This is a genomic window from Aeromonas sp. Y311-2, assembly GCF_027706025.1.
Classification (GTDB): Bacteria; Pseudomonadota; Gammaproteobacteria; order Enterobacterales; family Aeromonadaceae; genus Aeromonas; species Aeromonas veronii.
Window position 1 is genome coordinate 337,994 of sequence record NZ_JAPDCL010000001.1, and the last position, 20,271, is coordinate 358,264.

The window sequence follows — 20,271 nt, forward strand, 5'->3', positions numbered from 1 at the left end:
CATCGGATCGACAGGAAAGCATCACGAAAGATCGATAAGGAGTTTTTATATGAAGTTACTGGATGTGAAAGATCTGCGGGTCGAGTTCAAGACCCCGGACGGCAATGTGGTGGCGGTCAACGACCTCAACTTTTCTCTCTCTGCGGGTGAAACCCTGGGGATTGTCGGCGAGTCTGGCTCCGGCAAATCCCAGACGGCCTTTGCCATCATGGGGCTGCTGGCCAAAAACGGCATTATTACCGGCTCTGCCAAATTTCAGGGGGAGGAGATCCTCAACCTGCCGGAGTCCAAGCTCAACAAGATCCGCTCCGAGAAGATCGCCATGATCTTCCAGGACCCCATGACCTCGCTCAACCCCTACATGAAGGTGCAGGATCAGCTGATGGAAGTGCTGATGTTGCATAAGGGCGTCAGCAAGGCTGAAGCGTTCGAAGAGTCGGTACGGATGCTCGATGCGGTCAAAATTCCTGAAGCACGCAAGCGGATGGGGATGTATCCCCACGAGTTCTCCGGCGGTATGCGTCAGCGGGTGATGATCGCCATGGCGCTGCTCTGCCGGCCGCAACTGCTGATCGCCGACGAGCCGACCACCGCGCTCGACGTGACCGTGCAGGCCCAGATCATGACCCTGATGAACGAGCTCAAGCGCGAGTTCAACACCGCCATCATCATGATCACCCACGACCTTGGCGTGGTCGCCGGTATCTGCAACAAGGTGCTGGTGATGTATGCCGGTCGTACCATGGAGTACGGCAAGGTAGACGATATTTTCTATCGCCCGAGCCACCCCTATACCGAAGGCTTGCTGCGCGCCATTCCCCGCCTCGATACCGAAGGGGAAGTGCTGCCCACCATCCCGGGCAATCCGCCCAACCTGCTGCGTCTGCCGACCGGCTGCCCCTTCCAGGAGCGTTGCCACCGGGTCAGCGAGATTTGCGGCCAGCAGTCACCAGTTCTGACCCCGTTCAACGACGGTCGAGAGCGTGCCTGTCACTGGGTTTCGGATGCCATCAACAAGGGGGCCAACTAAATGGGTGCCGACAAAAAATTGCTGTTGGAAGTGTCTGACCTCAAGGTTCACTTCAGTATCAAGAGTGGCAAGGCGTGGCCCTGGGCCAAGCCGTCTGATCTCAAGGCGGTCGATGGCGTGACCTTGCGTCTCTATGAGGGTGAAACTCTTGGTGTTGTGGGGGAATCCGGCTGCGGCAAGTCCACCTTTGCCCGCGCCATCATCGGTCTGGTACCGGCCACCGATGGCAAGGTGGTGTGGCTGGGTGACGATCTCACCAAGCTCGATCAGAATGCCCTGCGCGAGAAGCGCAAAGAGATCCAGATGATCTTCCAGGACCCGCTGGCCTCCCTGAACCCGCGCATGACCATCGGCGACATCATTGCCGAGCCGCTCATCACCTTCTACCCCAACCTGCCACGGGAAGAGGTGAAGGAGAAGGTGCGTGCCATGATGAGCAAGGTGGGGCTGTTGCCCAACCTGGTCAACCGCTACCCGCACGAGTTCTCCGGCGGTCAGTGCCAGCGGATCGGGATTGCCCGGGCACTGATCCTCGAGCCCAAGATGATCATCTGTGACGAGCCGGTCTCGGCGCTTGACGTCTCCATTCAGGCGCAGGTGGTCAACCTGCTCAAATCCCTGCAAAAGGAGATGGGGCTGTCGCTTATCTTCATCGCCCACGACCTGTCGGTGGTCAAGCATATCTCCGATCGGGTGCTGGTGATGTATCTGGGCAACGCCGTCGAGCTGGGGACCCGCAAGGAGATCTTCGCCAACCCGCTGCATCCTTACACCAAGGCGCTGATGTCAGCGGTGCCAATCCCGGACCCTGAGCTGGAGCGCAACAAGGTGATCCAGATCCTGGAGGGGGATTTGCCCTCACCGATGAATCCTCCGTCAGGCTGCGTGTTCCGCACCCGCTGCCCGGTGGCTGGCCCCGAGTGTGCCAAGACCCGCCCAGTGCTGGAGGGGAACTTCGATCACGCGGTCTCCTGCCTCAAGGTCGACCCGCTCTGATGGGGATGTGTTGAACCTGCTTGCGGGGCTCCTTGATGGGGCCCCGATTTATTTTTGACGGCAGTGAAGATGCCTCTTGGCGTTATCATTTACCGCTGCTACTATCCGCGCAACAAGGGGAGTAACTTCTCGCCGGTTTGTCGTCATTACGGTGCACCCAGTTCCTGCAGTGCACCCGGCAGCCGGGCAGTTGATGCAAATCAGCTGTAAGTGAGACCTTGCCGAGAGGCAAGGTGTATCTGCTCCAAACGCAAACCCACGCCTCTCGGTCGTGGGTTTTGTCGTTTTTGGGAGAAGTGAACATGGGTGAATGGTGGATGTGGACCGGTTTCTTCAGCATAGTGCTGGTCCTGTTATGGATAGACATACGCTTTGTCGGTGGCGGCAAGTCACACAAGGTGTCCCTCAAAGAGGCGGGTGTCTGGTCTCTCATCTGGGTCAGCGTGGCCCTGCTCTTCAACCTGGCTATCTGGCTCTGGCTGGATCACAGCGCGGGCCGTGAAATCGCCAACCAGAAGGGACTGGAGTTCCTCACCGGCTACCTCATCGAGAAAGCGCTGGCAGTGGACAACGTCTTCGTCTGGCTGATGCTGTTCGGCTACTTTGCCATTCCGGCCGAGCTGCAGCGCCGGGTGCTGCTCTACGGGGTGCTGGGGGCCATCGTGATGCGTGCCGGTATGGTGTTCGCGGGCAGCTGGCTCATCGAGCAGTTCCACTGGATCCTCTATCTGTTCGGCGCTTTCCTGCTGCTGACCGGTGCCAAAATGCTGTGGGCGGCCGACAAGGAGCCTGATCTCGCCAACAACCCGCTGCTGGGCTGGATGCGCCGTCGCTTCAAGGTGACCGAGACCCTGGAAGGGGAGAAGTTCTTCGTCTGGCGTGACGGTGTGCGCTATGCCACCCCGCTGCTGCTCATTCTGGTGCTGGTGGAGGTGAGCGACCTCATCTTCGCGGTGGACAGTATCCCGGCCATCTTCGCGGTGACCACGGATCCCTTCATCGTGCTGACCTCCAACATCTTCGCCATCATGGGTCTGCGTGCCATGTACTTCCTGCTGGCCGGTGTGGCTGATCGCTTCGCCCTGCTCAAATACGGTCTGGCGCTGATCCTGATGTTTATCGGAGTCAAGATGCTGCTGCTGGATATCTTCAAGATCCCGACCGGCATAGCACTGGGCGTAGTCGCGTTGATCCTGCTGGCATCCATGGGGCTGAGTCTGTTTGTGACCCGTAAAAAGGCCGCTTAAACGCAACATTATTTAATACCAAACAACAAGGGCTCCCGCGGGAGCCCTTTTTCATATCGCGTGATCAGCGTTTGATCTTCTTGGGGTTGGTGTAGCCCCAGATGGTGTACATGTCCGCCAGCAGGGCGCCGTTGTACTCCTCCAGATCCGCCTGTTTCACTTCGGCTTCACCCTGACGGCCAAACAGCACCACCTCGTCGCCGGGTTTCACCCCTTTCAGATCAGTCACATCCACCATGATGGTGTTCATGGAGGTCTTGCCGACCACCGGCACCTTCTGACCCTGGATCAGCACATAGGCCTTGTTGCTGAGGGCGCGGCGATAGCCATCGGAGTAGCCCAGCGGCAGGTTGGCGAGCCAGGAGTCACGCTTGAGAGTGAAGGTGCGGTCATAACCGACGGTGTTGCCCGCGGCATAGTGGTTGACCGAGGCGACCTGGGTTTTGAATGCCATCACCCGCTTGTATTCGGTATGGGAGGGGATGGAGTCGCCGTAGAGCAGGCCGCCCGGGCGCACCATGTCGAAGTAGGCGTCCGGCACGGCCAGGGTGGCGAAGGAGTTGGCGGCGTGGATGGTGATCTTGCTGCGATCCAGCTTGCCCGCTTCCAGCAGCCATTGGGAGTCCAGTTTGAACTGGGCCAGCCCCATCTTGACGTCCTCTTTCTCCTCCACCGGGAAATGGGTCATGATGCCGACGGGGGTGATCCCCTTGAGCTTGAGCATGGCCAGCGCATCCTGCTTGGCATCGGCCAGACGCAGGTCGATGCCGTTGCGGCTCATGCCGGCGGAGTTGAGTGCAATATGCACCGGAATGGTGGTGTGGTGGCGCTGGGCGATATCGGCGATGCCCTGGGCACTCACCAGACTGCCGATCAGCTCCTCCATCTTGTAGGGCAGGGCCTGCTCTACTTCATCCGGGGTGGCAGCACGCACCCGCATCAGACGGCCGGTAAAGCCCTTCTCGCGGGCGACGCGCGCCTCTTCGTTGCTGGCGATGCCGATGCAGGGGATATTGGCCTTGACCACGGAGGGGACCAGCAGGTCGATGCCATGACCGTAAGCGTCGGCCTTCATGATGGCGCAGATCTGCGGGCCCTTGTCGCCGAGGCGATCCTTGAGGGTCTGGATATTGTGTTCAAAGGCGCCCAGATCCACTTCCAACCAGGCGTTGCTGGCGGTTTGCTCCTGGCCGTTGCGATGGTCCGTCGCAAGGGGCAGATAGGGAGCCGCAACGGCTTGGCCCGCGAGCAGGCCGAAGATCAGGGTAGCCAGCAGAGTTTTCTTGTGCATGGTGATTCCTTTTTGTTATTCGCGTTGGATAGTTTGGACGGGGTCGGCCACATTGGTGGTGGTTTAACCACAACTTGTTGTTATTATTATGATCTTTGTCACTCTCAACAGGCGCTGACTGGTTGGGAGTCTACCGCAACACGGGTTCGGCCGACACTCGTCAGGGGAAGAAAATGGTCAATCTTGAGTTACGTTTGCCACCACCGCTGATCTTCCTGCTCTGTGCTGGGGCCATGTGGTGGCTAAGAGGGGAGAGTCAGCCCGGCATCTGGGCAATGGCGCTGATGGCTGTGCTGGTCGTTGCGGGGGCCATCATGGGCTTTGGTGCCCTGCAACGGTTTCGTCACCACCAAACCACGGTCAGCCCCACCAAACCTCAGCACACCAGTCGTCTGGTGACCTGTGGCGTCTATCGTGTCAGTCGCAATCCCATGTATCTGGGACTGCTCTGCTGGCTGGTCGCCTGGGGCTGCTATCTCGGTGGAAGTTGGGTCTGGGTTGGGCCAATCGTGCTGGTGGCCTGGCTGACCCGCTTTCAGATCATGCCGGAGGAGCGGCTGCTACGCGCCCGTTTCGGCGACGAGTATGTGGCGTATTGCCAGCGCGTTCGCCGTTGGTGCTGACTGGCTGTGATCTGCGTGGGCTGAGCGGATAAGTCGGGTCAGCCGTGCTGGATAAAGAGAACCCCGGGCGGGCCCGGGGTTCTCGAGGGGCTAGTTAGAAAAAATCGCCCTTCTCGTCCTTGGTGGGTTCGAGGCTCCAGCCGGTGGCATCGCTGCTGCTGGCAATCTGCCCCTTCTCCTTCCACAACTTGATCTTGAGGCGCAGGTTGTTGGCCGAGTCGGCGTTTTTCACCGCCTCTTCTTCCTCAATTACCCCTTCCACTACCAGATCAAACAGGGCACTGTCGAAGGTGACCATACCGAGGGCCTTGGATTTTTCCATCACCTCTTTGAGGCCGCCAAATTCGCCGCGCTTGATCATGTCGCGGATGGTGTGGGTGCCGAGCATGATCTCCACTGCGGCCCGGCGGCCGCCATCGGTGGTTTTCACCAGCCGTTGGGAGACAAAAGCCTTGAGGTTGTTGCCCAGATCGTTGAGCAGCTGGGGGCGGCGCTCCTCGGGGAAGAAGTTGATGATGCGATCCAGCGCCTGGTTGGCGTTGTTGGCGTGCAGGGTGGAGATGGCAAGGTGGCCGGTTTCGGAGAAGGCCAGCGCATGTTCCATGGTCTCGCGATCGCGGATCTCGCCGATAAGAATGACATCCGGCGCCTGACGCAGGGTGTTTTTCAGGGCGGCGTGGAAGCTACGGGTATCCACGCCAACCTCCCGCTGGTTGATGATGCTCTTGCGGTGGCGATGAACGAACTCCACCGGATCTTCGATGGTGATGATGTGGCCGCCGCTGTTGCGGTTGCGATGGTCGATAAGCGCCGCCAGCGAAGTGGATTTACCCGAGCCGGTACCGCCGACAAACAGCACCAGACCGCGTTTCTCCATGATGGTGTCGAGCAGCACAGGCGGGAGTTTGAGATCTTCAAAGCGGGGGATTTCGGTCTTGATGTTGCGGGCCACCAGAGAGACTTCGTTGCGCTGCTTGAAGATGTTGACCCGAAAGCGGCCGATCTGGGGCAGGGAGATGGCGAGGTTCATCTCCAGATCCTTCTCGAACTGCTGCTTCTGCTCGCCATCCATGATCTCGGCGGCGATCCGCGCCACTTCCCCCGGCTCCAGCGGCGTTTCGTTGAGGGGGCGCAGGCCGCCGTTAAACTTGGCGCAGGGGGGCGCGCCGGTCGACAGATAGAGGTCTGAGCCATCCTGCTTGGCCAGGATCTGTAACATGTCTCGCAATTCCATTTTTTTTTGCCTCGTCGATCAATGAGATGCCATGAGCGGGATGATATTGAGTGTACAGCCTCAGGCGCCGGTCAGTTTCTCGCGAAAGACAAAAAAGACCGCCCCGAGAATGCAGAGCCCTGCCCAGAGATAGTCCCATTTCAGATCTTCCTTGAGATAGAAGATAGAGAAGGGGACGAATACGGTGAGTGTGATCACTTCTTGCAGGATTTTAAGTTGGCCCACGCTCATCACCGTATGGCCGATGCGGTTGGCGGGCACTTGCAGCAGGTATTCGAACAGGGCGATACCCCAGCTCACCAGGGCGGCAATGATCCAGGGTTTATGGTTCATGCTCTTGAGGTGAGCGTACCAGGCGAAGGTCATAAAGACGTTGCTGCAGAGCAGCAGACCGATACTGGTGAAAATCGGGTTCATAGGGTTCTCCTTGAAAATCCGGCGCATTTTATCCCTGAACCACGGGTTTTCATACGTGGTGCGGGAGGGTATTTTTAACCAACAGGATAAGCCGTGCGAGGTATGCGACGGGATGGGCAAGTTATGCGGGATAGTGTTTTTACTGTTATTTGCCATGCCGGTGCGTGCGGCCCCGACGCTGACGGTGGCCACCGATCTGTGGCCGCCATTTCGCATCCTGCAAGCGGATGGCCGGTTGCAGGGGCTCGACATGGACATCCTGCGCCGGTTGCAGCAGGCGAGCGGCATTGAGTTGCAGGTACGGCGGATGCCGTGGGGCAGGGCGCTCAAGCAGATGCAGACCGGTCAGGTCGATCTGATGATTGGCCTCGCCTATACCGCCGAGCGGGCGCAGTTCATCGACTATCTGCAGCCTGCCTACTACCAGTGCTGGCCCGCGTTTTATGGTCAGCCGGTCAATGTGGCCCGGATCCACCAATACCGCGATCTGCAGGGGGTTAAGGTGGGCTATGTGCTCAACTCCGCCTACTTTGAGCCCTTCAACAGTGACAGCCGCCTCGACAAGCACGGAGTGCCCACCGAAGATCAGCTGCTGCGCATGGTGCAGCGCGGTCACCTGCCGCTGATGATTGGCACCGACTGTCAGGTGGACTATGCCTTGAGTCAGGAAAATGCCAGCCGGATAGGCAAGGCGGACTACCGCCCCGCCACGCCGGTGACCCTCTATCTGGGGATGAGCAAGCACTCACCTCACCAGTCGCTGCGCCAGCCCTTGCTGGTGGCTCTGCAAAATCTGGTGGCCAGCGGCGAGATAAGCGTGATGGCCAAGCGTTACCAGCCTTGACCTTGGGTGGCAAGCCACTGTTATCATGCCCTTTTCCTGCTTCTCCCCCGGCGCTGCGACAGGGCCGGGGGGAAGCCTTGTTATTCGGGGATCATCCTTGTACCTCTCCCTTATCGCCCGCCAGCAGCGCTGGCAGCGGCGCTGGCTCTGTGGCCTGACGCTGCTGACCCTGCTGCTGTTTCTCTTCTCCCTCGTCTGGGGCGAGTTTGTGCTGCTGCCCTGGCAGCCCCTTGGCGATCTCGAACAGAGCATCCTGCTGGAGCTGCGCCTGCCGCGCGCCCTGCTGGCCCTATTGGCTGGCGCCGCGCTCGCTTGTGGCGGCGCCGTATTGCAGGTGATGCTGCACAACCCGGTGGCCGAACCCGGGCTGCTTGGCGTTTCAGGCGGAGCAGGACTGGCTGCCATGGTGGCGATGGCGGTGGCCAAGTCCCTCGGCCTCTATCTGCCCGGCTGGGGGCTGTCGCTGGCGGCCTTTGGTGGCGCCTTGCTGGTGACCATGCTGCTCATTCGGCTGGCTCGCCGGGCGCGTCTCGGTCATGCTCGCTTGCTGTTGTTTGGTGTGGCCATCGGCATCCTCACCAATGCGGCCATGACCTGGCTGATGTACTTTGCCGACGATGGCTCCTTGCGTGAATTCATGTTCTGGATGATGGGGAGCCTCTCTTACGGCAGCCAGCAGTTTGCCTGGTGGTGGCTGGTGCTGCCGCTCACCCTGGGCTGGCTCTGCTGGCAGGGCAAGGCGCTGCAACAGTTGTTGTTGGGGGAGACTCAGGCCCGCCTGATGGGGATGGATGTCGACAAGATGCGGGGGCGGCTGGTGCTTGCGGTCTGTCTGCTGACCGGTGTGGCGGTGTCGTTGTGTGGTGTCATCGGTTTTGTCGGGTTGGTGGTGCCCCATCTGCTGCGGCTCTGCGGTGGCAGCGATCAGCGCTTCCTGCTGCCCGCCTCGGCGCTCGGCGGCGGGGCCCTGCTGCTGGCGGCCGATCTGGTTGCTCGATCCAGCCTGAGCGCGGGGGAGTTGCCTATAGGGGTCATCACCGCCTCGGTGGGGGCGCCGCTCTTTATCTACCTGCTATTGAGGCAAACTGCCGATGGTGCTGCATGAATATCTGCATGATTTGGTCGGGGCGCGCAGTCTCCTTATTTACCCGTTGTTGAGGCAAGATGCCGATGTCACCCGCTGATCCCATGCCGGTTTCTTCTCGTGCTGCTGCGCCGCTGCTGGAGGCGCACGCACTCGCTATTGCCGGACGGCTCTCTCCCCTAGATATCCGCTGGCATGGCGGCCAGTTGGTGGCGCTGCTTGGCCCCAATGGCAGTGGCAAGTCGACCCTGCTCGGGGCGCTGGCGGGGATTTTACCCGCCGATGGCACAGTGCTGCTGGGGGGGGCGGTGCTTACTGACCTGAGTTGGCCCGAGCTTGCCAAGCAGCGTGCCATGCTACCCCAGCGTCAGCCCCAGCTGTTTCATATTCCGGTGTTTCAGGTGTTGAGCCTGGGGTTCGATGAGGCGGTTGCGCCCGCCAGACAGAATGAGGCGATAAACGCACTGTGCGAGGCATTGGAGCTGGAAGCCTTGCTGGCTCGTGACTTTAGCCGGTTGTCGGGGGGCGAGCAGCAGCGGGTGCTGATTGCCCGCACCCTGCTGCAGGTGTGGCCGGGCCTCAATCCGACCGGCAAGGTGCTGCTGCTGGATGAACCGCTGGCGGGGCTCGATCTGCATCATCAGTTGGCGCTGTTGCGGTTGCTGAAAACCCTGGCCGGGCAGGGATTACTGGTGGTGCTCGCCATCCACGATATCAATCTGGCCATCGACTGGGCCGACCGCATTCTCTGCCTGCAAGGGGGCGCGGTGGTGCGCGAAGGGGGTGTCGAGCTGGTGGATGAGGCGCTGCTGGCGCAGGTATTCCAGATCCGCTCCGACCGCATCGAAGCGGCAGGCCGGGTGTGGTTTATGCCCAGTTTGTAAGTAGGGTGTACAGGAAAGAGGGCGCATGTAGGGCCGATTAGCGAAGCTTAATCGGCTGACAGCAAGAAGAAGGGGCCGGTATCAAAAATACCGGCCCCTTTGGTTTTATTCGCAGTTCAAGCCTGTTTGCTCAGGCGTACCTGCGCGGCTTCTGCCAGCATCGCCAGCAGAGTTTCGGTATCGCTCCATGACAGGCAGGCATCGGTGATGCTCTGGCCGAAGGTGGCGGCGCAGCCGTTCTCCACATCCTGACGCCCTTCCACCAGGAAGCTTTCTGCCATGATGCCGGCGATGCCGGTACGGCCGCGGCGCAGCTGATCGCAGATATCTTGCGCCACCAGCAGCTGACGACGGTGATCCTTCATGCTGTTGCCGTGGCTGAAATCGACCACCAGACGCTCCGGCAGGCCCACATCGGCCAACGCTTCACAGGCTTCATCGACACTGGCGGTGTCGTAGTTGGGTCGGTGGCCGCCACGCAGGATCACATGACCAAAGGGGTTACCGGCGGTGCGGTAGATGGTCATCTTGCCGTCCTTGTCCGGCGAATAGAAGATGTGGCTGTGACGGGCGGCGCGCACCGCATCGATGGCGATGCGGGTATTGCCGTCGGTGCCGTTCTTGAAGCCAACCGGGCAGGAGAGGGCCGAGGCCATCTCGCGGTGTACCTGGGATTCGGTGGTGCGTGCGCCGATGGCGCCCCAGGTGATGAGGTCGGCAATATACTGGCCGGTCACCATATCGAGGAACTCGGTGGCGGTGGGCATGCCGATCTCGTTGATGTCGACCAGCAGTTTACGCGCCAGTTTCAGCCCTTCGTTGACGTCGAAACTGCCATCGAGGCGCGGATCGTTGATGAGCCCTTTCCAGCCGACGATGGTGCGCGGTTTCTCGAAGTAGGTGCGCATCACGATGCAGAGGCTCTCTTTATACTGCTCGCGCAGGGCGTTGAGGCGCTGGGCATACTCGCGAGCAGCAGCGGGATCATGGATAGAGCAGGGGCCGACAATGACCAGCAGGCGCTGATCGTCTCCGGCCAGAATGGCTTCCACTTCGCGACGGGCATCCAGCAGATTCTGGGCAATGGTATCGGTGATCGGAAACGCGTGTGCAAGCTCGCTCGGAGTGATCAGTGACTCCAGGCGACGGGTGCGCAATTCATCTGTGTGAATGGACATACAACTCAAGTCTCGAGTGGGTGGTGTCAGCCGCAAGGGGCGAAAAAGCAAAGAGATAAAATAAAGCAAAAGTCCCCTGATTGAAACCTTGGGGGGCTCTGATAGGATGTGAGGCCAAAATCGATTCCAAATGAGGTAGATAGCGTGGCAAAGCCAGGGGCAACAGGGGTCACCCGCATCATCAACGCAACCGGTTACAGCATGAAGGGGCTCAAGTCAGCCTGGATTAACGAGGCGGCTTTTCGGCAGGAGCTGATGCTGATCCTGTTGCTGATGCCACTTGCCTTCTGGCTGGGGGATTCTCTCAACCAGATCCTGCTGCTTATCGTCATCAGCTGGCTGGTGGTGATCGTCGAGATCCTCAACTCCGCCATTGAAGCTGTGGTAGACAGGGTTGGCTCCGAGCATCATGAGCTCTCCGGCCGCGCCAAGGATCTGGGCTCCGCCGCCGTCTTTATCGCGCTGGCCCTCAATGCTCTGGTATGGGGGGCGCTGGTGGGGCGCAACCTGTTGGGGTGGTGGTAAGCCATCACGCTGCCTTTAGGTTCTGCTTCATACAAAAGCCCGTCATCACGACGGGCTTTTTGCTGCGCAGATAAGGGTCTATCAGTGGAGAATGCGGGCTCGGATGGTGCCGTTGATCTCCTTGAGCTTGGCGAGCGCCTTCTCGCTGTGCTCGGTCTCCACGTCGATCACCACGTAACCTATATGGCTGCTGGTCTGCAGGTATTGACCGGCGATGTTGATCCCCTCTTCGGCGAAGATCTGGTTGATCTGGTTCATCACGCCCGGCTGGTTGCGGTGAATGTGCAGCAGGCGGCTGGAGCCCTTGTGGCCTGGCAGCGACACTTCCGGGAAGTTGACGGCGGAGAGGGTAGAGCCGTTGTCGGAGTATTTGACCAGCTTGTTGGCTACTTCCAGCCCGATGTTCTCCTGCGCCTCATGGGTGGTGCCACCGATGTGCGGGGTCAGGATGACGTTCTCCAGCCCACGCAGCGGGCTTTGGAACTCTTCGTCATTGGACTTGGGCTCGACCGGGAAGACGTCGATGGCGGCACCGGCGATATGGCCGCTCTTGATGACGTCAGCCAGCGCATCGATATCCACCACGGTACCGCGGGCGGCGTTGATGAAGATGGCGCCCGGTTTCATCATCCGCAGCTGCTCGGCTCCGATCATGTTCTTGGTGGAGGCGGTCTCCGGCACGTGCAGGCTGATGACGTCAGACATATTGAGCAGCTCGACCATGCTCGGCACCTGAATGGCGTTACCCAGCGAGAGCTTGTTCTCGATATCGTAGTAATAAACCTTCATGCCGATGCTTTCGGCGATGATGCCAAGCTGGGTACCGATGTGGCCGTAGCCGATGATGCCGAGCTTCTTGCCGCGCGCTTCCACCGAGCGGTTGGCCAGTTTTTCCCACACGCCGCGATGGCACTTGGCGTTTTTCTCGGGGATGCCGCGCAGCAGCAGCAGGATCTCGCCCAGAACCAGCTCGGCGACCGAACGGGTGTTGGAGAAGGGGGCGTTGAAGACCGGAATACCGCGGATCTGGGCCGCTTCCAGCTCGACCTGGTTGGTACCGATGCAGAAGCAGCCGATGGCAACCAGCTTGTTGGCGGCGTCGAGGACTTTCTCGGTGATCTGGGTGCGGGAGCGCAGCCCGATGAAATGGACGTCGCGGATCTGCTCGATCAGCTCCTCTTCGGAGAGCGAGGTCTTGAGATACTCCACACTGGTGTAACCTGCGGCACGAAAGGTCTCTACGGTGTTGGGATGAACCCCCTCCAGCAGCAGAACCTTGATTTTATCCTTGTCCAACGAAAACTTGGCAGTCATGACGATCCCTCTGTATGTGCAAACGTAAGTGCAGATTTGGTGTGCGAAGAAAACCGTAAAGTAGCAAAAACGTTTGGGAGAGGGAATATTTGTGACGAAAGTCAAATTCTTTGAAGTTATCAACGAATGTTGTAAACATCCGTATGCAACTTGTTGAGGGATAAATAAAAACGGCGCCATCAGGCGCCGTCATTTATTCACAGTGCAATGTTTGGGTCATATCCCATCCCGGGGCTCAATCAACGCCGCTGCTGCGTCAGAGGTTGCAGAGTGGCGCTGGCGTGCGAGGGAGGATGCCGCTGCACTGTGCTGCCGGTGTCGGGATTACTGGGTAATCACGCCGTCCGGCGTACCGATCAGGACCACATCGGCGCCGCGGGCGGCGAACAGGCCGTTGGTGACCACACCAACAATGGCGTTCAGTCGTACTTCCAGCGCCTTGGCGTCGGTAATGGCCATGCCTTTCACATCCAGAATGTGGTTGCCGTTGTCGGTGACGACCCCTTCACGCCACACCGGGTTGCCACCCAGTTTGCGAATTTCGCGGGCCACGTATTCGCGGGCCATCGGGATCACTTCGACCGGCAGCGGGAACTGGCCCAGCACGTCGACGGTCTTGGTGTTGTCGATGATGCAGATGAACTTGTCAGCGACGGCGGCAACGATCTTCTCGCGGGTCAGGGCTGCGCCACCACCCTTGATCATGTCGCGGGTTGCGTTGATCTCGTCGGCGCCATCCACATAGACGGAGAGGGCGTCGATCTCGTTGAGATCATATACGGTGATGCCGAAGCCCTTGAGGCGCTCGGTAGAGGCCACGGAGCTGGATACCGCCCCCTTGATCTCGTCCTTCATGGTCGCCAGCGCGTCGATAAAGTGGTTGACGGTAGAGCCGGTGCCCACCCCGACGATGGTGCCGGGAACCACATACTTGAGCGCAGCCCAACCGGCCGCCTTCTTCATTTCATCTTGAGTCATGATCGTTCCTTAAGAAAAAAGCGGGCGCATTATATCCAACCCGGTACCCCGTCGCGACCTTGTTGCTCACGTTCCTGGGCAAAAAGAGGAACTTTGTAAATCGTTTGCCTGTTTATTCTGCGTTTGCGCGCACAAAGCCGGGGCTGCCGGCCAAAAACAGCCTATTCAAAGCGCCAGCAGTGGCTTGGGGTGATGATCTGGGGCAGCGGCACATCCCACTCCTCTTGCGGGACGGAATCTACCTGCTGGCAGTCGTGGGCAATGCCGAGTGGCTTGGGCCCCAGCTTGTGCTCATGCCAGATGGCGAGAGTGCGATCATAGTAGCCGCCCCCCATGCCAAGACGATTGCCCTGGGCATCGAAGGCGACCAGCGGGGTGCAGATAAGATCGAGCGTGCTGTGGGGCACCACCTGCAGGATATCCAGCTCCGGCTCTTCGATGCCGTAGCGGTTGCGTACCATGGGGCTGGTGGCGGTATAGCGCAAAAAGAGCAGGTGACCCGGGGTAAAGGGGTGGAGCACCGGCAGGTAGACCTCTTTGTGCTGGGCCCACAGCCAATGGATGGTGGGCAAGGGGTTGATCTCCCCGTCATTGGCCAGATAGAGGGCAATGCGTTTGGCGGCGAGGATCTCGGGGTGTTGCTTGAACTGGGCCAGCAGCTGTTGGGCCGCCAATTGCTGCTCGGCCGGACTCAGATTTTTGCGGCGTTGACGAACCAGTTGGCGCAGGGATTGACGTTCGGGTTGGGACTCATGCATGGGGAACCTCTGGTATAGCTGCGCATCGATGGCTTGAACGCGCTCTACCTTAGCACATTCACTCTTGACGTTAAGGGGGGCAGGGGAACTCCCGCCCCGGACGGCTGATGCCCGGGACGGTGGGATAAATGCTGGTGGATCCGTTAGTGAGCCAACAAGGGCCAGGATGTGGCCCGTGTTGATGGCATGTCGGCGCGTCAGCCTCTGGTCAGTTACTTCTCAGCCTTGCCGCGCATCTGGTGCTTCACAAACACGGCAATCAGTGCCGCTACAGCCAGCGCCATCGGGTAGAAACTCATGCTCACCACCGCCAACGGCGACAGGGCGAAGATGGATCCCAGCAGCAGCGCCTGTGCGCCCCAGGGGATCAGACCCTGTACCACGCAGGAGAAGATATCGAGCATGGAGGCGGCGCGGCGCGGGGTGACACCGTGGTGTTCGGCCAGATCTCGGGCTACCTTGCTGGCGACGATAATAGCCACCGTGTTGTTGGCGGTGCACAGGTTGGTTAGGCTCACCACCCCGGCGATGCCGAGCTCGGCCGCTTTCTCGTTCTGTTCACCATTGTGCTCGCGAGTGAAACGGGCAATCAGGGCGCTGATGCGCTCGCTGATCCATGCCAGTCCACCTTGACGCTCCATCAGGGCGCCGAGGCCGCCGATCAGCATGGAGAGCAGGAAGATCTCCTGCATGCCTGTAAAGCCCTGATAGATATCCTTGCTGAACTGACCGATGGCGTAGCCGTTGATCATGCCCACCACTCCGGCGGCCAGAATACCTATCCCCAGCACCACAAACACATTCACTCCGGCGAGCGCCAGCCCCAAGATCAGCAGATAAGGCATCACCTTGAACAGCTCGATGGCGCTGCCGCTGGCAGGGGATTCACCCACTGAGCCCAGGGTCAGATAGAGCAGGATCACCGCGATGGCAGCAGGGGCAGCAATCTTGAAGTTTTCGCGGAACTTGTCCTTCATCTCGCACCCCTGACTGCGGGTTGCTGCTATGGTGGTGTCGGAGATGATGGAGAGGTTATCGCCAAACATGGCGCCGGAGAGAATGGTGCCTGCCATCAGTACCGGATCGATACCAGCCGCCTGCGCCACGCCCAGCGCGACCGGCGCCACGGCACCTATGGTGCCCATGGAGGTGCCCATAGCGGTAGCAATAAAGGCAGAGATGAGGAACAGTCCGGGCAACAGCGCCCAGCCGGGAATGAGGGAGAGACCCAGCGCCACGGTGGCATCAACGCCGCCGGTGGCCTTGGCCACGCTGGCAAAGGCCCCCGCCAGCAGATAGATAAGGCACATCGCCATGATATTGCTGTGGCCGACCCCCTTGAAGAAGGTCTCCAGATTGCTGTTGAAGCTCTCTTTGCCAAGCAGCAGGGCGAGCATCACCGCAGGCAGGGCAGCAACCGGAGCGGGCAGCTGATAGAAGGCGAATTCGACCCCCTGCAGGGTCAGCCAGGTACCGGTACCGATAAAGAGTGCGAGAAAAACCAGAAGTGGCAACAAGGCCCTGGCACTGGGTTGAGTCTGGATCATGTGTTCCTCTGAAATTGAACAATGACCTCCTGTCATAAACTGCTTTGTACCTGTATCGGATAGGGATAGGGGGAAAACAGGGCGGGCATCCTGCCGCATTGGGGTGCCCACAGTAGTGAGTCAACCTCGCTTGGTCAAGATAGACGTCCAGATGGATAGGTGTTTTTGTTTGATGATTCTGGTGTTGTTGAGATATCCAAAGAATATTCGGAAAAAGAAGTTAGTGCTGATTATTGTTCATTGCTGTTCTGACACAGTCCGCCGGTATCTGGGGGTATCGCGTGCCTTTAATAAGGAAAGAGGTAAACGATAAGATCTCTGCATGCCATCTTGGGGATTTCTCCCGCAGCCAAACGTCAGCCGCACCTCTCTCTATCTCTACGTGAGCATGGTACGGATATTTCCAGAACGCGTGGACACAAGACCTGGGCTGTGTGGTTACTGTGCCAGTTTCTCCACCGCCTGAACGGCTGTCGCGAGAGCATCCTGTTCCAGCGTCAGGGGAATGTGGCCAATACCGGGCAGCAGGGTGACAGGCCAGGAGATGCCGAGACGTCTTAACTCAGGTTCAAGTTGATCTGTTTGGAAGGCTTCGTCATTTGCACCCGCGATCACGGCGCAGGGGCGTTGCACATTGCGTATGTTCTGCTGGTAGTCACGCTCCGGCTGAAAGTTCGAAGCAAGGTTGAAGGAGTAGGAGGGGGTCAGCAGGGATTTCGCCTCATCATTGAGGGCAAAGTTCAGCACGGTCAGATGGTTGAGTGCGGAAATATGGAAACCGTTGAGGATGCTCAGGGCGATGAGGCGAGGCAAGCCGACACGCACCCAGCCACCGCTGTTGGGCCGGTAGTTGGCGGCGGTGGGGCCAAGATAGGGGGAGAGCAGCAGATAGCTCTCGAACAGGGTTTGTCGCGCACTGCCAGCAACGCGCAGCACAAAGCCACCCCCTGACGAGAAGCCGACGAGTGTTGCAGGCTTGTCGGGGGCTACCGACTTGATGAAATCTTCCAGATCGTCCTCAAGCTGGCCGATGTAGGCAATGGTGCCTTTGTTGCCCGATGCGCCATGGCCGCGAATATCGAGGGCGTAGGCGTCATATCCCGCTTGCGAAAAGGCGTCCGCCATCTTGTGCATGCTCTGGCTGCTGGCAGAAGAGCCATGAACCAATACCACACTGCCCTTGACCTTGTTGTTCTTCGTATTGCCCTCTGCGCCATAGTGCCGATAGGCCAGCTGCGTGCCGTCACGCGCCGGGTATCTTGAGAGGGGTGGCATGTTGCTCCAGCCACTCCCCTTGAAAGGGTCGTTGATGCTGGCCATCGCCGATGCCGAGCTCGGCCCACCAAACAGCAGAGCCGCGGCCAGTATGACCAGGGTCAGTGATATCAACCCCACAGCAAACAGCAATCCTGCGCTCATCCTTGCACCTCGTTTGATATCGACACGGGCGTTGCCCTGATTTTGCTTATGCTGGCATTTCACTCGTTCGAACCTATCAGATGGCACCCGGTCTGCCAAATGATGGAGTGAGACGATGAAAAACGGCCTGTGACCAAAAGGAAGTTCTTGGCCAGCCAGTGTGCGCTGCCGTTGGCGAGCGCAGCAAGGAGTGGTGGCATCATGGCTTTTCAAACCCGGCGCGGGCTGGTAAAACGGTCTCTTTCCATAATTAAAAGAGATGAGAGGGTGGAGATGGACAATCCGATCCGTGTGGCCGTGATGGGCTGTAATGGTCGTATGGGCAAGGTGCTGCTGGAGGCCATCACCAACACCGATGGCGTAGTGGTCGGTGCCGCGCTGGAGCGGCCGGGTTCGGCGGTGATCGGTCTTGATGCCGGTGAGCTCAATGGGCTGGGCCATCTGGGTGTGGCCATCAGCGACAGTCTTGACAAGGTGCGCGATGAGTTTGATCTCATCATCGACTTCACCCGCCCCGAGGTGACCCTGGCCAATCTGGCCTTTGCGCTGGCCCACCACAAGCAGATGGTGATCGGCACCACCGGTTTTGACGATGCAGGCAAGGCCGCCCTGAAAGAGGCGGGCAAGCAGATCGGTATCGTGTTCGCCTCCAACTACTCGGTCGGGGTCAACCTGGTGTTCAAGCTGCTGGAGCAGGCCGCCAAGGTGATGGGGGATTACACCGACATCGAGATCATCGAGGGCCACCATCGCCACAAGGTGGATGCGCCATCCGGTACTGCGCTCTCCATGGGGGAAGTGGTCGCCAAAACCCTGGGTCGGGATCTGAAAGAGTGCGCCGTCTATGGCCGCGAGGGGATCACTGGCGAGCGGGATCGCAACACTATCGGCTTTGCCACCATTCGTGCTGGCGATCTGGTGGGGGAGCATACCGTCATGTTTGCCGATATAGGCGAGCGGGTGGAGATCAGCCACAAGGCCTCCAGCCGTCTGACCTTCGCCAATGGTGCTGTGCGGGCGGGCAAGTGGCTTGGTCAGCAGGGTGCCGGTCTTTATGACATGCAGGATGTGCTCAATCTCAAGTGATGCCTCTGAGCGGCACTTTCGTACTACTGCTACCCCAGTGAAAAACCCCGGCTTGCCGGGGTTTTTGCTGTCAGTCAGCCAGAGTTTGTATAAAAAGACACACTGCCTGCAATTTTTATCTGAATGCCTTATAAATCACACTATTGCGTTATCCACCAGATTTTCCCTTCCTGAATGTCATCACCAGGTAACAGATTTGAGCATCTTTATGGCGGATAAAGCCATTTTTTTACACGGACCGAAAAAGACTAAAAATTCAAACACAGAAAAACGTTTTCCATTTTTCACGTTCACTCTTGTCATCGTAAAAGCGTTAAATTTGTCATTAATGTTTTTTGTGTAAAAATAAATGCCATTGTTTTAATTGGTTTTTTTGTTTGTTTTTGTCGTTATCGCTGGCTTGGCGGCATCTTTTGATGGTGGTTTTTCCTTTTCTTTCGTGGGAGGGGGTTGCAAAGCGATTGAGTGCATAGATAATGGGTAATGTTGCTTTTTTATTGAATTTAGATGCATTTCATCTGAGAAAAGACGTTGAAATGCCACTTTTTTTAAGTAGAATGCGCCCAATTTGCCAGAAATCTGCCGGGTTCGAGTCCTGTCCAAGACCGGAACCGAGCCCGCAACACCCAGGTAAATTGCTGAATTTAAAGCTAAATAACTGGAGGTTGTCTTGAATCACACTGCATTGCTAGTGCTGGAAGATGGAACTGTGTTCAAAGGCGTGTCGATAGGCGCCGAGGGATGTTCCGTTGGTGAAGTGGTTTTCAATACGTCGATGACGGGCTATCAGGAAATCCTCACCGATCCCTCTTATTCCCGTCAGATAGTCACCCTCACTTACCCCCATATAGGCAACACCGGCACCAACAGCGAAGATGAAGAGTCCAGTCAGATCCATGCTCAGGGATTGATCATCCGGGACCTTCCGATACTTGCCTCCAATTTCCGCAATCAGCAATCCCTCTCCGAATACCTCAAGTCTCACAACATCGTTGGCATCGCCGACATCGACACCCGTAAACTGACCCGCATTCTGCGCGAGAAAGGCGCTCAGGCGGGCTGCATTCTGGCCGGGAAACAGGTCGATGAAGCCTATGCTCTCGAACAGGCCCGCGCCTTCCCTGGTCTGAAGGGGATGGATCTGGCCAAAGAGGTGACGGTTGGTGAGGCGTACAACTGGACCGAAGGGAGCTGGCAGCTTGGCAAGGGGCACGTCACCCCGGATGCCGACCAGCTGAAATATCACGTAGTGGCCTATGACTTTGGCGTCAAGCGCAACATCCTGCGGATGCTGGTTGACCGCGGCTGCCGCCTGACCGTGGTGCCTGCCAAGACCCCGGCCGCCGAGGTACTGGCGATGAACCCGGATGGCATCTTCCTCTCCAACGGCCCCGGCGACCCCGAGCCGTGCGACTACGCCATCGAGGCCATCAAGGCTTTCCTTAATACCAACACGCCGGTGTTCGGTATCTGTCTGGGTCACCAGCTGCTGGGTCTGGCCTCCGGTGCCAAGACCGTCAAGATGAAGTTTGGCCACCACGGCGCCAACCATCCGGTGAAGAGCCTTGATGACAACACAGTGATGATCACCGCCCAGAACCACGGCTTTGCGGTAGACGAGAACAGCCTGCCGGATTGCCTGCGCGCCACCCACGTCTCCCTGTTCGATGGTTCCCTGCAAGGTATCCATCGCACCGACCGTCCGGCCTTCAGCTTCCAGGGGCACCCCGAAGCGAGCCCGGGCCCGCACGACTGTGCCGGTCTTTTTGACCACTTTATTGAATTGATTAAGCAGTATCGCGCCTAAGAAATAGAG

Annotated in this window: 19 protein-coding genes; 10 read left to right on the top strand and 9 right to left on the bottom strand. The window is 58.7% G+C overall.

Going from position 1 to position 20,271, the window contains the following annotated elements; genetic code table 11:
* Positions 1–49: 49 nt before the first annotated feature.
* From OKC42_RS01495 to OKC42_RS01505, 3 genes are all read left to right on the top strand, one after another.
* The gene (locus OKC42_RS01495) at positions 50–1,030 is read left to right on the top strand and encodes an ABC transporter ATP-binding protein (RefSeq protein ID WP_100646210.1); all 981 of its coding nucleotides are present in this window, start codon (positions 50–52) and stop codon (positions 1,028–1,030) included.
* Positions 1,031–2,026 (top strand): murein tripeptide/oligopeptide ABC transporter ATP binding protein OppF, encoded by a 996-nt coding sequence (oppF, locus tag OKC42_RS01500; protein ID WP_005337666.1) that lies wholly within the window; start codon positions 1,031–1,033, stop codon positions 2,024–2,026.
* A 302-nt stretch (positions 2,027–2,328) separates the two neighbouring features.
* The gene (locus tag OKC42_RS01505; RefSeq protein WP_005337664.1) at positions 2,329–3,273 is read left to right on the top strand and encodes a TerC family protein; all 945 of its coding nucleotides are present in this window, start codon (positions 2,329–2,331) and stop codon (positions 3,271–3,273) included.
* Positions 3,274–3,337: 64 nt separating this feature from the next.
* On the opposite strand, the gene alr is transcribed toward OKC42_RS01505, so the two are convergent.
* Complete coding sequence (gene alr / locus OKC42_RS01510; RefSeq protein ID WP_042056513.1) at positions 3,338–4,564, bottom strand: alanine racemase; 1,227 nt, start codon at positions 4,562–4,564, stop codon at positions 3,338–3,340.
* Positions 4,565–4,737: 173 nt separating this feature from the next.
* Here alr and OKC42_RS01515 point away from each other — a divergent pair, with 173 nt between their 5' ends.
* Positions 4,738–5,187: a methyltransferase family protein gene (locus tag OKC42_RS01515; protein ID WP_042056515.1), complete on the top strand. Its 450-nt coding sequence runs from the start codon at positions 4,738–4,740 to the stop codon at positions 5,185–5,187.
* A gap of 94 nt (positions 5,188–5,281) precedes the next feature.
* Here the strand turns inward: OKC42_RS01515 and tapW are convergent, their stop codons facing one another.
* Together tapW and OKC42_RS01525 are read right to left on the bottom strand one after the other, a co-directional pair.
* The gene (tapW, locus tag OKC42_RS01520; RefSeq protein WP_005353124.1) at positions 5,282–6,421 is read right to left on the bottom strand and encodes a type IVa pilus ATPase TapW; all 1,140 of its coding nucleotides are present in this window, start codon (positions 6,419–6,421) and stop codon (positions 5,282–5,284) included.
* A 60-nt stretch (positions 6,422–6,481) separates the two neighbouring features.
* On the bottom strand, positions 6,482–6,838 hold the full coding sequence (locus tag OKC42_RS01525) for a DMT family protein (protein ID WP_005337656.1): 357 nt from the start codon (positions 6,836–6,838) through the stop codon (positions 6,482–6,484).
* Positions 6,839–6,950: 112 nt separating this feature from the next.
* On the opposite strand from OKC42_RS01525, the gene OKC42_RS01530 reads away from it, so the two are divergent.
* The 3 genes from OKC42_RS01530 (at position 6,951) to OKC42_RS01540 (ending at position 9,650) form a co-directional block, all read left to right on the top strand.
* Positions 6,951–7,682 carry a substrate-binding periplasmic protein gene (locus OKC42_RS01530; protein ID WP_064336458.1) on the top strand — a complete coding sequence of 244 codons (732 nt, stop codon included), beginning with the start codon at positions 6,951–6,953 and terminating at the stop codon, positions 7,680–7,682.
* A 97-nt stretch (positions 7,683–7,779) separates the two neighbouring features.
* On the top strand, positions 7,780–8,787 hold the full coding sequence (btuC, locus tag OKC42_RS01535; protein WP_270819000.1) for a vitamin B12 ABC transporter permease BtuC: 1,008 nt from the start codon (positions 7,780–7,782) through the stop codon (positions 8,785–8,787).
* Positions 8,788–8,852: 65 nt separating this feature from the next.
* Positions 8,853–9,650, top strand: coding sequence for an ATP-binding cassette domain-containing protein (locus OKC42_RS01540; RefSeq protein ID WP_270819009.1), 798 nt, complete (start codon positions 8,853–8,855; stop codon positions 9,648–9,650).
* A gap of 116 nt (positions 9,651–9,766) precedes the next feature.
* On the opposite strand, the gene OKC42_RS01545 is transcribed toward OKC42_RS01540, so the two are convergent.
* On the bottom strand, positions 9,767–10,828 hold the full coding sequence (locus OKC42_RS01545) for a 3-deoxy-7-phosphoheptulonate synthase (protein ID WP_064336455.1): 1,062 nt from the start codon (positions 10,826–10,828) through the stop codon (positions 9,767–9,769).
* Between the two features lie 144 nt (positions 10,829–10,972).
* Here OKC42_RS01545 and OKC42_RS01550 point away from each other — a divergent pair, with 144 nt between their 5' ends.
* Positions 10,973–11,353 (top strand): diacylglycerol kinase, encoded by a 381-nt coding sequence (locus OKC42_RS01550; RefSeq protein ID WP_005337641.1) that lies wholly within the window; start codon positions 10,973–10,975, stop codon positions 11,351–11,353.
* An 81-nt stretch (positions 11,354–11,434) separates the two neighbouring features.
* Here OKC42_RS01550 and serA read toward each other — a convergent pair whose 3' ends face one another.
* The 5 genes from serA to OKC42_RS01575 form a co-directional block, all read right to left on the bottom strand.
* Positions 11,435–12,667 (bottom strand): phosphoglycerate dehydrogenase, encoded by a 1,233-nt coding sequence (gene serA, locus OKC42_RS01555; RefSeq protein ID WP_005337639.1) that lies wholly within the window; start codon positions 12,665–12,667, stop codon positions 11,435–11,437.
* Positions 12,668–12,991: 324 nt separating this feature from the next.
* Complete coding sequence (rpiA, locus tag OKC42_RS01560; protein ID WP_005353106.1) at positions 12,992–13,645, bottom strand: ribose-5-phosphate isomerase RpiA; 654 nt, start codon at positions 13,643–13,645, stop codon at positions 12,992–12,994.
* 161 nt (positions 13,646–13,806) lie between these two features.
* Positions 13,807–14,403, bottom strand: a complete 597-nt coding sequence (locus OKC42_RS01565) for a 5-formyltetrahydrofolate cyclo-ligase (protein WP_216953270.1) — start codon at positions 14,401–14,403, stop codon at positions 13,807–13,809.
* 212 nt (positions 14,404–14,615) lie between these two features.
* Positions 14,616–15,950: a Na+/H+ antiporter NhaC family protein gene (locus OKC42_RS01570; protein ID WP_069555428.1), complete on the bottom strand. Its 1,335-nt coding sequence runs from the start codon at positions 15,948–15,950 to the stop codon at positions 14,616–14,618.
* A 438-nt stretch (positions 15,951–16,388) separates the two neighbouring features.
* Complete coding sequence (locus OKC42_RS01575; protein ID WP_270803804.1) at positions 16,389–17,369, bottom strand: alpha/beta hydrolase; 981 nt, start codon at positions 17,367–17,369, stop codon at positions 16,389–16,391.
* Between the two features lie 273 nt (positions 17,370–17,642).
* On the opposite strand from OKC42_RS01575, the gene dapB reads away from it, so the two are divergent.
* Both dapB and carA read left to right on the top strand, forming a co-directional pair.
* A complete protein-coding gene (gene dapB, locus OKC42_RS01580; protein WP_005347132.1) occupies positions 17,643–18,455 on the top strand; it encodes a 4-hydroxy-tetrahydrodipicolinate reductase in 813 nt (270 codons plus the stop codon).
* A gap of 670 nt (positions 18,456–19,125) precedes the next feature.
* On the top strand, positions 19,126–20,262 hold the full coding sequence (gene carA, locus OKC42_RS01585; RefSeq protein WP_005337628.1) for a glutamine-hydrolyzing carbamoyl-phosphate synthase small subunit: 1,137 nt from the start codon (positions 19,126–19,128) through the stop codon (positions 20,260–20,262).
* Positions 20,263–20,271: the final 9 nt, after the last annotated feature.

Bases quoted from the DNA above. Each gene is read 5' to 3' on its own strand.
- OKC42_RS01495 (WP_100646210.1), top strand. From the start codon at position 50: ATGAAGTTACTGGATGTGAAAGATCTGCGGGTCGAGTTCAAGACCCCG.
- oppF (WP_005337666.1), top strand. From the start codon at position 1,031: ATGGGTGCCGACAAAAAATTGCTGTTGGAAGTGTCTGACCTCAAGGTT.
- OKC42_RS01505 (WP_005337664.1), top strand. From the start codon at position 2,329: ATGGGTGAATGGTGGATGTGGACCGGTTTCTTCAGCATAGTGCTGGTC.
- alr (WP_042056513.1), bottom strand. From the start codon at position 4,564: ATGCACAAGAAAACTCTGCTGGCTACCCTGATCTTCGGCCTGCTCGCG.
- OKC42_RS01515 (WP_042056515.1), top strand. From the start codon at position 4,738: ATGGTCAATCTTGAGTTACGTTTGCCACCACCGCTGATCTTCCTGCTC.
- tapW (WP_005353124.1), bottom strand. From the start codon at position 6,421: ATGGAATTGCGAGACATGTTACAGATCCTGGCCAAGCAGGATGGCTCA.
- OKC42_RS01525 (WP_005337656.1), bottom strand. From the start codon at position 6,838: ATGAACCCGATTTTCACCAGTATCGGTCTGCTGCTCTGCAGCAACGTC.
- OKC42_RS01530 (WP_064336458.1), top strand. From the start codon at position 6,951: ATGGGCAAGTTATGCGGGATAGTGTTTTTACTGTTATTTGCCATGCCG.
- OKC42_RS01540 (WP_270819009.1), top strand. From the start codon at position 8,853: ATGTCACCCGCTGATCCCATGCCGGTTTCTTCTCGTGCTGCTGCGCCG.
- OKC42_RS01545 (WP_064336455.1), bottom strand. From the start codon at position 10,828: ATGTCCATTCACACAGATGAATTGCGCACCCGTCGCCTGGAGTCACTG.
- serA (WP_005337639.1), bottom strand. From the start codon at position 12,667: ATGACTGCCAAGTTTTCGTTGGACAAGGATAAAATCAAGGTTCTGCTG.
- rpiA (WP_005353106.1), bottom strand. From the start codon at position 13,645: ATGACTCAAGATGAAATGAAGAAGGCGGCCGGTTGGGCTGCGCTCAAG.
- OKC42_RS01565 (WP_216953270.1), bottom strand. From the start codon at position 14,403: ATGCATGAGTCCCAACCCGAACGTCAATCCCTGCGCCAACTGGTTCGT.
- OKC42_RS01570 (WP_069555428.1), bottom strand. From the start codon at position 15,950: ATGATCCAGACTCAACCCAGTGCCAGGGCCTTGTTGCCACTTCTGGTT.
- OKC42_RS01575 (WP_270803804.1), bottom strand. From the start codon at position 17,369: ATGAGCGCAGGATTGCTGTTTGCTGTGGGGTTGATATCACTGACCCTG.
- dapB (WP_005347132.1), top strand. From the start codon at position 17,643: ATGGACAATCCGATCCGTGTGGCCGTGATGGGCTGTAATGGTCGTATG.